The organism is Erythrobacter donghaensis (genome assembly GCF_002155425.1).
GTDB lineage: Bacteria > Pseudomonadota > Alphaproteobacteria > Sphingomonadales > Sphingomonadaceae > Erythrobacter > Erythrobacter donghaensis.
Window position 1 is genome coordinate 168,892 of sequence record NZ_MUYG01000009.1, and the last position, 12,356, is coordinate 181,247.

A 12,356-nucleotide genomic window follows, 5' to 3' on the forward strand; every position below is an offset into this window, starting at 1 on the left:
AGGGACACGAGCACAAGCAATCCGCCCGCACGGGCCAAGGGGATGGTGAGACATGGGTGAGGCGCAGGCGCTCGCAGACCGCGAGCCGTCCGAGAAGGAAATCCGCCTGGTGATCGGCGCGTCGAGCGCGGGCACGATCTTCGAATGGTATGATTTCTTCATCTACGGCACGCTCGCGTATATCCTCAAGGACGCCTTCTACGCGACCGACAACGAGACGCTGGGTTTGCTGCTGGTCTGGTCGACCTTCGCGGTGGGCTTCGCCTTTCGGCCACTGGGTGCGGTGCTGTTCGGTTTTCTGGGTGATCGGCTGGGGCGCAAATACACCTTCCTTGTCACGGTGACCTTGATGGGGATAGCGACGGCGGGCGTCGGACTGATCCCCACGGTCGATACCATCGGCATGGCCGCGCCGATCATCGTCATCCTGCTGCGCGTACTTCAGGGCCTTGCGTTGGGCGGCGAATATGGCGGTGCGGCGATCTATGTGGCCGAGCACGCCCCGCCCGAAAAGCGCGGCTACTACACCAGCTTCATCCAGGCGAGCGTGGCGGGAGGGTTCGTGCTCTCGATCATCGTGGTGCTCGCCTGCCGCGCACTGATCCCGGCTGACGCCTTCGCCGCGTGGGGCTGGCGCGTGCCGTTCCTGCTGTCGATCGCGCTGCTGGCGATCTCGCTGTGGATGCGCCTCAAGCTCTCCGAAAGCCCGGTGTTTCAGGCGATGAAGGCGGCAGGCGAGACGAGCGGCAACCCCTTCGTTGAAAGCATGACCTACCCCGGCAATCCCAAGCGGCTGTTCGTGGCGCTGTTCGGCATTACCGGCATCCTGACCACGATCTGGTACACCGGCTTCTTCTCAGCGATGAGCTTTCTGCGCGGGCCGATGCATGTCGCTGACCTGACGGTGGAGCTGGTGCTGCTGGTGTCGGGCCTGATCGTGATGAGCTTCTACGTCATCATCGGCAAATGGTCCGACCGGGTCGGGCGCAAGCTGCCGATCGTGATCGGTGCCGCCTTGTCGCTGGTTCTGCTGTTCCCGCTGTTCTGGTTGATGGGCAGCTTCGCCAACCCCGCGCTGGCCGAAGCGGCGGAGCGCAACCCGGTGGTCGTCAGCGGCCCGGCTTGCGAGACCGATCCCTTTGCCGAGATGTTCCAGCGCGACCAGACCGATTGCGGCAAGGTGCTCGAAACGCTCACCGCATCGGGGGTCGCCTATACCCTCACTTCGGGCGACACGGTCAGCATCAAGGTCGGCGGCAATCCGGTGGCGGTCGATCCGGCATGGTTCGTCGATGGCGCGGCGCGCAAGGCGGGGATGCAGACCGCGCTGGGCACCTATGGCTTCGATTTCAGCAAGCAGCAGCCGCCTGCCGCCAACGTGATCGGCATCGTTGCGGTGCTGCTGGCGCTGGGGATGCTCTCGGCGCTGACCTACGGCTCGGTCGCCGCGCTGCTGAGCGAGATGTTCCCGCCGCGCATCCGCTATTCCTCGATGTCGATCCCCTATCACATCGGAGCGGGCTATCTCGGCGGGTTCCTGCCGCTGATTGCAGGGGTAATCGTGGCGCGCACCGGCGATATTTACGCCGGGCTGTGGTACACTTGGGTTGTGGTCGCGTTCGGGCTGCTGGTGGCCTGGTGGGGCATTCCGGGCGGCCCACCGCGCGATTTTGCCGACGACACGGACAGCCCGGCATGAAGCTGACGCAGACCGTCTTTTGCGCCGCAATCGCGCTCGTTGCGGCTCTGGCACCGGGCAGCCTTGCCGCCCAGCAAGCCTCGCCGCCGCCTCCCGTCTTCCGCCCGCCGCCTGTCGCATTGGCGCTGCACAAGGCGCACTGCGGCCCCGAAGCGATTGTGCTGCCTGACCAGCGGATCGGCATCGACCGCATCGCCTTCACGGCCGAGCCGGGGCAGCCCGCCCGGCTGATCCTTTGCCTCGATGAACCTGCGATTGCAGAGGCGATCCCGGTCAATACGGTAGAGCGCGCACTGGCCTTCCTCGCCTATCGCCCGTTCGCGCCGTTCTGGCCCGCGGCCGAGATGCGCTGGGGCGATGATCTGTCGATCCTGCGAGACGAGGTGCGCCGCACGCCGATGTCGCAGGCGCTGGCGGATTACACCTATGCGCCGCTGATGTCGTCGCGTGCCGCGCGCGCCTTCGTCACCTCGCGCACCGCAGCCAATGCCGGCGACTATCAGCAGGCGCGCGCTGTGATCATCACCGATCTGGCGCGGCTGGATGCGGCGCGGCGCAAGGCACCCGAGCGGTTCGACGGCGATTTCGAGATGTCGCTGATGCTCTCGCGCGTCGCCTATCTTGATGCCCTGCGCGACGGACCCTCGGCAGGCGCGGATAGCTTGCGCGATCTGATCGCGCGCTTTCCGATCGCGGAGGAATATCTCCCCAATTCGCTGACCAATCACGCCGCCTTTCTGGCTGAAGCCGGACGCGGGGAAGAGGCGCTGCAAGTAATGACGCCGCTGCTCAGTGATTGGCAACGCAGTGATACTGATGCAGATTTTTACCAGATTCCCGGCAGCATGCGCGAATTCAGCTGGATCATGGCCTGCGCCCTCCACCACACTTCCTCGCCCGAGGCTGCCGCACCCTTCGTGCGGTTGGTCAACTCCCGGCGCCGTCAGCCGGTCGATCCTTACGTGGTCTGGACGCGCAGCAATGGCGAGATCAGGCTGCGGATGGCCAAGTGCATGGGCGATGAAGCCGGTTTCGTCGAGGCCGTGCGGCTGGATCCGCCGGGCATCCTGTCGAGCGCCTGGCTGGAATTGCAGGACGATAGTCGGGCGATGGTCGGCACACGCGTGTTCGACCCCGAAACCCGCCGTCGGCTCGCTGCAGAGGTCGGCGGCGACTATCGGCCGCTGCCCGAACGCTATCGCCCCGCGCTGAGGGGCTGGATGGACGAAGCTGCGGAAGCATCACCGCGTGACTGACCTTCTTCCTCCGCCGGCGACCCTGCGCCTGACGCCCGATCTGGAAGCGCTGGCGGCCAACTGGCGCGCGCTCGATGCGCTGTCCGGCCCGGCGCGTGCCGGTGCGGCGGTCAAGGCGGATGCCTATGGCCTTGGCGTCGACGCCTGCGTTCCGGTGCTGCGCGATGCCGGGTGCGAGGCGTTTTTCGTCGCGCACTGGAGCGAAGTCGCAGGCGTGATCCGGCATGTCCCTGGCGCGCAGGTGGCAGTGCTGCACGGGGTGCTCTCCGATGCCGAGTGCGCCTATGCTCGCGCCACGGGGGTGGTGCCGGTGATCAACTCGCTCGATCAGGCCGAACGCTGGATGGCGAGCGGGGGCGGGCTGTGCCATCTGATGGTCGACACCGGGATCAACCGCCTCGGTATCGCGCCCGCCGAGGCGAGCGACCCCCGCGTCGCCGCGCTCGAGATCGACGTGCTGATGAGCCACCTCGCCAGCGCGGACGAGCGCACCGCGATGAACCGGATGCAGGCCGAGTTGCTGCGCGAAGCGGCGGATGCCATCCCCCACCGGTGGCTCAGCCTCGCCAACAGTGCAGGTGTCGGGCTGGGGGCGGATTTCGCCTTCGATCTGACGCGGCCGGGCATTGCGCTCTACGGCGGCGTGCCGCGCGAAGAACTGGTGGGGCACATTCGCCCGGTCGCCCGTGTCGAGGCGCAGGTGCTGCAATGCCGCCAGATCGCGCCGGGCGAGGGCGTGGGCTACAATGCCACCTTCATCGCCAACACCCACATGCGGGTGGGCACGGTCTCGATCGGCTATGCCGACGGCTTCCTGCGCGCGCGCGGCCCCGGCAATGCGCTGTGGCACGAAGGGCGACGGCTGCCGATCCTCGGCAAAGTGTCGATGGACATGGTGGTGATCGATCTCTCCGCCGCGCCCGATTGCCGGGCCGGGGAGTGGGTCGAGGTGCCTTGGGACATCACCGATGCTGCACAGCAAAACGGCCTGTCACCTTACGAAATGCTGACGGTCATCGGGCAAAGATTGCGTCCGCGTTAGCCGCTGCGAGCGGTGCTTATTGCACTGCAATGTGTGCAGGTGCTAAGAAGATCCTCATCGGGATCAATCGACGGGAACGCGAACATAATGGTTGGCAGGGCGAAAGCGGCATCGGGCGAAGCAGGCGATGCCATCATCATCAAGAAATACGCCAACCGGCGGCTCTACAACACCGCCTCTTCCAGCTATATCACGCTGGAAGACCTTGCAAAAATGGTGCGCGAGAATGTCGAGTTCCAGGTGCTCGACGCCAAGACCGGGGATGACATCACCCACCAGATCCTGACCCAGATCATCATGGACGAGGAAGCCAGCGGCGGGCAGCAGATGCTTCCCGTCAGCTTCCTCAGGCAGCTGATCGGGATGTATGGCAATTCGATGCAGGCGATGATGCCGTCCTATCTCGAAGCCAGCATGACCAATTTCCGCGAAAACCAGTCGAAGATCCGCGAAGCCTTCGAAAAGGGCATCAGCGCGACGCCCTTTGCTGCGCTGCACGAAACCAACATGGCGATGATGCGCGCGGCGGCCGATGTGTTCATGCCGGGCATGGGCAAGGCGAAGGACAAGCCCAAGCCGGCTGCCAGCGAAGCACCCGACGAGATCGCTGTGCTGCGCGAACAGATGGCGGCAATGCAAAAGAAGCTGGACGAGCTCAGCAAATAGCCCGAAGGGCGCGGGCCAAATTTCAACTCCAGTCAGAAAGCCCCGACGTGTCCCAGATCCGCCACGCGCTTACCCTCAAGCGTGCCGACGATTTCGCCAAGTGGTATCAGGAAGTCATCTCCGCCGCCGATCTCGCCGAGGAATCCGGCGTGCGCGGCTGCATGGTAATCAAGCCGTGGGGCTACGGCATCTGGGAACGTATTCAGCGGTTGATGGACGACCGGATCAAGGCTGCGGGCGTCCAGAACTGCTACTTTCCGCTGTTCATCCCGCTGGCCAACTTCACCCGCGAGGCGGAACATGTCGAAGGCTTTGCCAAGGAAATGGCGGTCGTCACGCACCACCGCCTGATTTCGGACGGGAAGGGCGGGCTGATCCCCGATCCCGAGGCGAAGCTGGAAGAGCCGCTGGTGGTGCGCCCCACCTCGGAAACGATTATCGGCGATGCCATGGCGCGCTGGATCCAGTCGTGGCGCGACCTGCCGCTGCTGACCAACCAGTGGGCCAACGTGGTGCGCTGGGAAATGCGCACGCGAATGTTCCTGCGCACCAGCGAATTCCTTTGGCAGGAAGGCCATACTGCGCACGAAAACCGCGAACAGGCACTCGCCGAAACGCACCGCGCGCTTGAAATGTACCGCGCCTGTGCGGAGGATGATCTCGCGCTCCCCGTGATTGCGGGCGAGAAGCCCGAGAACGAACGGTTCCCCGGCGCTGTCGAGACCTGGTCGATCGAAGCGATGATGCAGGACGGCAAGGCGCTGCAAGCTGGTACCAGCCATTACCTCGGCACCAATTTCGCTCACGCCGCGGGCATCCAGTTTCAGGACCGCGAGGGTAGCCAGCAATATTGCCACACCACCAGCTGGGGGGTCTCGACCCGGCTGATCGGCGGGGTGATCATGACTCACGGCGACGATGACGGGCTGCGCGTCCCGCCCGCGATCGCGCCGCAGCAGATCATCATTATCCCGATGCTGCGCGAGGCTCCCGAAGATGCCGAGCTGATCGCCTATTGCGATCAGGTGCGCGCCGCGCTCGCCGCGCAGACCGCGCTGGGTGAGCGCATCCGCGTGCTGCTTGACACCAAGCCCGGCAAGTCGGCTGCCAAGCGCTGGGACTGGGTCCGCAAGGGCGCGCCCGTCATCATCGAAGTCGGCCCGCGCGACATGGCCGAAGGCAAGGTCGCTGTCCTGCGCCGCGACAAGCTGTGGAACGCCGAGAACGGCAAGCCCGCCTTCACCTATCCTGCGCATGGCGATTTCGTGGCCGGAGCCGGAGCGCTGCTCGAAGAGATTCAGTCCTCGCTTTATGAAGAAGCCCGCGCCCGGCGCGATGCCAATATCACCCGTGGCCTCACCAATTGGGCGGCTGTGGTCGATCACTTCGAGAAGGGCGGGAAATATCCCGGCTGGGTCGAGGTCGAGTGGGCCAAACCCACCGGCGCGGCGCTCGATGCGGTGGTCGAAAAGCTGAAGGCGGTGAAGCTCACCATCCGCAATGTCCCGCGCGGCGGCGATGCGGCGAGCGGCACTTGCATCTTCACCGGCGAACCGGCGGTCGAGCGCATTCTGGTGGCGCGCGCCTACTAGGCTTGCGCCGACCGGCAGGGGTTGGCAGACAGGGGGCATGATCAAACGTGCCCTTTTGCTTGCCGCCCTCGCGGCCGCACCGCTCGCCGCCCAGACCCATCCCGCCGAACAGGTCACCGAAGACCGGCTAAGGGCCGACGTCGAAACGCTGGTCGGCTTCGGCACCCGCCACACGCTGTCTTCGCAGGACGATCCGCAGCGCGGGATCGGCGCGGCGGTGAACTGGGCCCTCGATGAATTCCGTCGCATCGGCGCGAAGTGCGACAATTGCCTCGAAGTCATGCCGGTCGGCGAGGTGATCCAGCCCGATGGTCGCCGCATCCCGACGCCGACGCTGGTGCGCAATGCGGTCGCGATCCAGCGCGGCACCGAGCGGCCCAATGAAGTCGTGATCGTGCAGGGCCACATCGACAGCCGCGTCTCCGATGCGCTCGATTTCACCAGCGACGCGCCCGGCGCGAATGACGATGGTTCGGGTTCTGCACTAGTGCTCGAAGCGGCGCGTGTGCTGAGCGGGACGAAATACCCCTCAACCATCATCTACGCGCTGCTCTCGGGCGAGGAGCAGGGCCTGTTCGGCGGGCGGATTCTCGCCGACTGGGCCGAGGCGCAGGGCTTCACCGTCAAGGCGGTGCTCAACAACGACATCGTCGGCAATTCCTGCGGGAAGGACGGCTATTGCGAGCCCAAGGCGGTACGCGTGTTCTCCGAAGGCCCGCGCGCCGATCTGACCGATGCTTTGCGCGCCGCCGCGACCCGCTTCGGCGGCGAGAACGACACCCCCTCACGCAACCTGTCGCGCTGGGTCGCGGGGCTTGCGGATAAACACGCTGACGAAATGCAGGTCCGCCAGATTTGGCGCACCGACCGCATGGGTCGCGGCGGGGATCAGGTGCCGTTCCTCCAGAAGGGCTACCCCGCGATCCGCTTTTCCGTCGGGGTCGAGGATTACGACCACCAGCATCAGGATCTGCGGACCGAAGACGGCGTGTTCTACGGCGACACCATCGAAGAGATGGATTTCGCCTATCTCGCCGGGGTGACGAAACTGAACGTGCGCGCATTGGATGCGCTCGCCCGCGCGCCGATGCCGCCGAAGGTGACGGTGGATGCTGCGGTGAAAACTTACACCGACCTTAAGTGGGACGAGGTTCTGGGTGGTCGCCAGTTCCGCATTTTCAAACGGACGACCGATGCGCCAGCTTGGCCTCAGGAAGCGGAGCGGGTCATCGAAATGAAGGGCGACCACGGCTACGACGAAGGCGGCAACTTCGTATCGTGGCGAACCGCGACAAAGTTCACGCTCGAAGGCGTCCGCGGCGACGACTGGATTTTCGGTGTCGCAGCCTGTGCGGGCGACTACTGCTCACCCGTTTCCAGTGCCGTCCCCGGCGGCGCGTTCGAACCAGTGGCAAAGGAATAGGACCTCGTCATTGCGAGCAAAGCGAAGCAATCCATGAACCCACGTCGCCGCTTGTTGCAGCATTCGGCCATGGATTGCCGCGTCGCCTAAAGGCTCCTCGCAATGACGAAGTTGATCGGTTAGGGGTGGGCATGCCCAAGCCCCCCAAACTTCCACAAGGAATGCCGACACCGCAACAGGTGCTCGACTTCATCCAGTCCTCCGACATTCCCGCTGGCAAGCGCGAGATCGCCAAGGCCTTTGGCCTCAAGGGGCAGGAGAAGATCAAGCTAAAGGCCCTGCTCAAGGACATGGCCGAAGATGGCCTGATCGACGGAAAGAAGAGCGCCTTTCACCGCATGGGCGGAGTGCCCAAGGTCACCACGCTCAGGATCGTCGACATCGACGATGGCGACCTCATCGCCGAGCCCGACAATTGGGACCCCGAGGCCCCCGGCAAGCCGCCGCGCCTCACCATCCGCGAACCGCGCCCCAAACCCGGCGTCAAGCGCCCGCCTGCACTCAAGCGCGGTGACCGGGTGCTCGCCCGCACCGAGGAGACCGAGACGGGCTGGCGCGCGCATGTGATGAAGAAGCTGCCGTCGCGCACCGAGGGGCTGATGGGCGTGGTTGAGATCGACAAGGCCGGCAAGGCGTGGCTTGCGCCGGTCGACAAGCGCGTGCGCCAGTCCACGCCGATTGCCGATCGCGGCGAGGCCGAGGCGGGACAGCTTGTGATCGCCGAACGCGTAGGGCGTTCCGAAAGGGCAGGCGTGAAGGTGGTCGAGGTGATCGGCGATCCGCTCGCACCGCGTTCCTTCAGCATGATCGCGATCGCCAAGCACGACATCCCGTACATCTTCCCCGAGGAGGTGCTGGAAGAGGCCCCGCGCGCCGCCAAGCTCAAGCTGTCGGACAAGGCGCGCGAAGACCTCAGGCACCTCCCCATCGTCGCCATCGACCCGGCCGATGCGCGCGATCACGATGACGCGATCTCGGCCGAACCAGACGGGCAGGGCGGGTTCAACGCGCTCGTCGCTATCGCCGATGTCAGCTTCTACGTTCGCCCCGGCTCCGCGCTCGACCGCGAGGCGAGGAAGCGCGGGAACTCGGTCTATTTCCCCGACCGCGTGGTACCGATGCTGCCCGAGGTGCTGAGCGCCGATGTCTGCTCGCTCAAGGAGGGCGAGGACCGCGCCGCGATGGCCTGTCACCTCCACATCAATGCCGATGGCAAGGTCTCGAGCTTCCGCTTCACCCGCGCGCTGGTGCGGATCGCGCACAACATCGCCTATGAGGATGCGCAGAAGGCGGTGGACGAAGGCAATCCCCCCGAATACCTCGCCAACCTATGGGCCGCATGGAAGGCGCTGGCCGCCGCTCGCCATGCCCGCGATCCGCTCGAGCTGGAACTGCCCGAACGCCGCGTGGTGCTCAATGAAAAGGGCCAGATCGCTGAAATCGCCATCCGCGAACGCCTCGATGCGCACCGCGTGGTCGAGGATTTCATGATCGCCGCCAACGTCGCGGCGGCCAAGGCGCTCGAAGCGAAGACCGCCCCCGTCGTCTACCGCGTCCACGAGCCGCCGAGCCGCGAGAAGCTGATCGCGCTGCGCGATTACCTCGCCACCATGGGCAAGAAGCTGGCGCTGGGCCAGGTGGTGACGCCGGGCCTGTTCAACCGGATGCTCAAGGACGTCACCGACGAGGCCGAGAAGGCGCTGGTGATGGAGGCGGTGCTGCGCAGCCAGACGCAGGCCTATTACGGGCCGGCGAATGCGGGGCACTTCGGGCTGTCACTGGGCAGCTACGCACACTTTACCTCGCCGATCCGCCGCTATTCCGATCTGCTGGTTCACCGCGCGCTGGTCGACGCCTACAAGCTCGAACAGCCCGCCCCGCCGGGTTCAATGCCGGCCACCTCCGGCCTGTCCGACCGCGACCGCGCGAGCCTGCAGCAGGTCTCCGACGCGATCAGCCAGACTGAGCGCCGCGCAATGGAGGCCGAGCGCGACACCATCGACCGCTATGTCGCAGCCTGGCTCTCTGCACGAGTAGGCGAGGTGTTCGACACCCGCATCACCGGGGTGCAGGCCTTCGGCTTCTTCGCCACAATCGTTGGCCTCGGCGGAGACGGGCTGGTGCCGATCTCGACGCTAGGCCGCGAATATTTCCGCCATGATGAGGCCGCGCAGGCGCTGGTTGGCACCGACAGCGGCACCACCTTCGCCAGCGGCGACCGGCTCAAGCTGAAGCTGGCGGAGGCCAATCCGCTCACCGGCGCGCTGAAGTTTGTGCTGCCCGATGCCGATGCCGGCGCAATCGAGCCGCGCGGCAATCGGCCAGACGATCGAAACGGTGGGGCAGGGCGAGCACCGAAAAAGGCGGGCAAGTTCACCGTCGGCAAGCGCGGGCGTCCCGGCAATATCCGCCATCAGGGACGCCGGAAATAGCGCCGCGTCAGTGCTCGCTCATGGTCTCGTCGTAATCGGCGGGGATGACGTAGAGCGGGCAGGGCAGGTTTCCGGCGGCAGCTGAGAAATGCGTCACCAGCGGGCCGGGCGCCGCGCCCTTGGCAGCGCCGAGCACCAGCGCGGCGACCTCGGCGTGTTCTGCCAGAAACTCGCTGACGATCTTCTGGCCCTGTCCGATCTTGACCGAGATTGTCGGCATGATCCCGCTTTCGGCGAGCAGATTGCCTGCCACGCCATGCGCCAGCATCTCGGCCCGGTCGCGGGCTTCCTCCTCGATCGTCGCCTGCACCGCACCAAAGGCCGAGAAGTTCTGCTGCGGCACCAGCGCCAGCAGGTGCACCGCGCCGCCAACGGCCACCGCCCGGCGCGCGGCATAGCGCAAGGCGGAGGTCGCCTCTTCGCTCTCGTCGATGATGACCAGGAATGTGCGCATTGTGTCAGGCCCCGTTGGGCTGCGAGGTATCAATGCATTCGTATGGATTGGCAAGCCTTGCGCGCGGATTGGACATTCCGGGTCTTGCCCGACGCTAGGGAATTGGCCAGAGACGGGCCAAGGATCGAACACGGGAGTTTCAACGGATCATGGCCCTCGACATCAAGATGCCGGCTTTGTCGCCCACCATGGAAGAGGGCACGCTGGCCAAGTGGCTAGTCAAGGTGGGGGACACGGTATCCTCGGGCGATGTCATGGCCGAGATCGAGACCGACAAAGCAACGATGGAATTCGAAGCGGTCGATGAAGGTGTGATCGCAGAGATCCTGATCGAGGAAGGCACCGAGGGCGTGAAGGTCGGCGCGGTGATTGCGCGGCTTGCGGTTGAGGGCGAGGAAGCGGCGCCCGCGCCGGCTCCGGCACCTGCCGCCGAGGCTCCGGCGACGGATGGCCCCGCCGCAACGCCAACCGCCAAGAAGATAGCCGAGCAGGCCGGGATCGATCTCGCCAGCGTCACCGGCACCGGCCCCAAGGGCAAGATCACCAAGGAAGATGTCGAAGGCGCGATTGGATCGCAACCGCGTGTCCCCGCGCAGGCGGGGACCTCGGGTGGGGGGGCGCAGCCGACTGAGGCCCCCGCCTCTGCGGGGGCGCACAAGGCGGGCGCGAGCGAGCGCATCGTCGCCTCGCCGCTCGCCAAGCGGATCGCGGCGGACAAGGGTATCGACCTGGCGCAAGTGAAGGCCACCGGCCCCAACGGGCGGATCGTCAAGGATGATGTCGAGAACTTCCCCCCTGCCGCTGCGCCTGCTGCGGCCCCGGCTCCGGCAACAAGCGCCCCGGCTGCCGCCGCAGCGCCCGCACCTGTGGCCGTCCCCAGCCTCGGGGGGGATCTCGATGCGCCTTTCGAGGAGCAGAAACTCAACAATGTCCGCAAGGTCATCGCCCGCCGGTTGACCGAGGCCAAGCAGACCATCCCGCACATCTATCTCACGGTCGACATCCGCTTGGATGCGCTGCTCAAACTGCGCGGCGAATTGAACAAGAGCCTTGAAGCAGACGGCGTGAAGCTGTCGGTCAACGATCTGCTGATCAAGGCGCTCGCCCGCGCATTGCAGCGCGTGCCCAAGTGCAATGTCAGCTTCCAGGGCGACACGCTGCTGCAATTCACCCGGCAGGACATTTCCGTCGCGGTTGCCGCGCCCTCGGGCCTCATCACCCCGATCATCCGCGATGCAGGCCGCAAGGGCCTCGCCGAGATCAGCACCGAGATGAAGGCGCTCGCGAACAAGGCCAAGGATGGCAAGCTGCAACCGCACGAATTCCAGGGCGGCACGGCGAGCCTTTCGAATCTCGGCATGTTCGGCACCAAGCAGTTCGACGCGGTGATCAACCCGCCGCAGGCGATGATCCTCGCGGTCGGCGCGGGCGAGCTGCGTCCGTGGGTCGAGGACGGCCAGATCGTCGCTGCCACAGTGATGAGCGCCACCGGCAGCTTCGACCACCGCGCCATTGACGGCGCAGACGGGGCGCAGATGATGGAGGCGCTGAAGCAGTTGGTCGAGAACCCGATGGGGCTGGTGGTCTGAATTGCCGAACGAGCCTCCAAACCAACTTAGATTTTGGCGTGAAGCTCGAGGGCTGTCGCGCAAGTCGTTGGCTCAATTGGTCGATACGGCTGAGAACCAAATCTATTATCTGGAACGTGGCGAACGTAAGCTTACGCACGATTGGATGAAAAGGTTGGCCGTTGCATTGTCGATTGAACCGGCGGATTTGGTATCCGTCTCGG

9 protein-coding genes and 1 pseudogene are annotated in these 12,356 nt (G+C 65.4%); 9 read left to right on the plus strand and 1 reads right to left on the minus strand.

The window, feature by feature from the left end:
• Positions 1–52: 52 nt before the first annotated feature.
• From BZF59_RS07120 to rnr, 7 genes are all read left to right on the plus strand, one after another.
• Entirely contained in the window at positions 53–1,699 is a 1,647-nt protein-coding gene (locus tag BZF59_RS07120; protein WP_086607563.1) for an MFS transporter, read from the plus strand.
• A complete protein-coding gene (locus BZF59_RS07125) occupies positions 1,696–2,955 on the plus strand; it encodes a hypothetical protein (protein WP_086607564.1) in 1,260 nt (419 codons plus the stop codon). Before BZF59_RS07120 ends, BZF59_RS07125 begins: the two co-directional genes overlap by 4 nt.
• Complete coding sequence (gene alr / locus BZF59_RS07130; RefSeq protein ID WP_086607565.1) at positions 2,948–3,997, plus strand: alanine racemase; 1,050 nt, start codon at positions 2,948–2,950, stop codon at positions 3,995–3,997. Before BZF59_RS07125 ends, alr begins: the two co-directional genes overlap by 8 nt.
• 87 nt (positions 3,998–4,084) lie before the next feature.
• Entirely contained in the window at positions 4,085–4,663 is a 579-nt protein-coding gene (gene phaR / locus BZF59_RS07135) for a polyhydroxyalkanoate synthesis repressor PhaR (RefSeq protein ID WP_086607566.1), read from the plus strand.
• Positions 4,664–4,710: 47 nt separating this feature from the next.
• Positions 4,711–6,255, plus strand: a complete 1,545-nt coding sequence (locus BZF59_RS07140; RefSeq protein WP_086607567.1) for an aminoacyl--tRNA ligase-related protein — start codon at positions 4,711–4,713, stop codon at positions 6,253–6,255.
• Between the two features lie 37 nt (positions 6,256–6,292).
• Entirely contained in the window at positions 6,293–7,678 is a 1,386-nt protein-coding gene (locus BZF59_RS07145; protein ID WP_211277364.1) for a M20/M25/M40 family metallo-hydrolase, read from the plus strand.
• A gap of 161 nt (positions 7,679–7,839) precedes the next feature.
• On the plus strand, positions 7,840–10,110 hold the full coding sequence (gene rnr, locus BZF59_RS07150; RefSeq protein WP_086607568.1) for a ribonuclease R: 2,271 nt from the start codon (positions 7,840–7,842) through the stop codon (positions 10,108–10,110).
• Between the two features lie 7 nt (positions 10,111–10,117).
• On the opposite strand, the gene BZF59_RS07155 is transcribed toward rnr, so the two are convergent.
• The gene (locus BZF59_RS07155; RefSeq protein WP_086607569.1) at positions 10,118–10,564 is read right to left on the minus strand and encodes a universal stress protein; all 447 of its coding nucleotides are present in this window, start codon (positions 10,562–10,564) and stop codon (positions 10,118–10,120) included.
• 149 nt (positions 10,565–10,713) lie between these two features.
• Here BZF59_RS07155 and BZF59_RS07160 point away from each other — a divergent pair, with 149 nt between their 5' ends.
• Together BZF59_RS07160 and BZF59_RS16520 are read left to right on the plus strand one after the other, a co-directional pair.
• Positions 10,714–12,153 (plus strand): 2-oxo acid dehydrogenase subunit E2, encoded by a 1,440-nt coding sequence (locus tag BZF59_RS07160; RefSeq protein WP_086607570.1) that lies wholly within the window; start codon positions 10,714–10,716, stop codon positions 12,151–12,153.
• Position 12,154: 1 nt separating this feature from the next.
• Positions 12,155–12,349, plus strand: a pseudogene (locus tag BZF59_RS16520) (helix-turn-helix domain-containing protein); the annotation flags it as partial.
• Between the last annotated feature and the right edge of the window lie 7 nt (positions 12,350–12,356).

Bases quoted from the DNA above. Each gene is read 5' to 3' on its own strand.
- BZF59_RS07120 (WP_086607563.1), top strand. From the start codon at position 53: ATGGGTGAGGCGCAGGCGCTCGCAGACCGCGAGCCGTCCGAGAAGGAA.
- BZF59_RS07125 (WP_086607564.1), top strand. From the start codon at position 1,696: ATGAAGCTGACGCAGACCGTCTTTTGCGCCGCAATCGCGCTCGTTGCG.
- phaR (WP_086607566.1), top strand. From the start codon at position 4,085: ATGGTTGGCAGGGCGAAAGCGGCATCGGGCGAAGCAGGCGATGCCATC.
- BZF59_RS07145 (WP_211277364.1), top strand. From the start codon at position 6,293: ATGATCAAACGTGCCCTTTTGCTTGCCGCCCTCGCGGCCGCACCGCTC.
- rnr (WP_086607568.1), top strand. From the start codon at position 7,840: ATGCCGACACCGCAACAGGTGCTCGACTTCATCCAGTCCTCCGACATT.
- BZF59_RS07155 (WP_086607569.1), bottom strand. From the start codon at position 10,564: ATGCGCACATTCCTGGTCATCATCGACGAGAGCGAAGAGGCGACCTCC.
- BZF59_RS07160 (WP_086607570.1), top strand. From the start codon at position 10,714: ATGGCCCTCGACATCAAGATGCCGGCTTTGTCGCCCACCATGGAAGAG.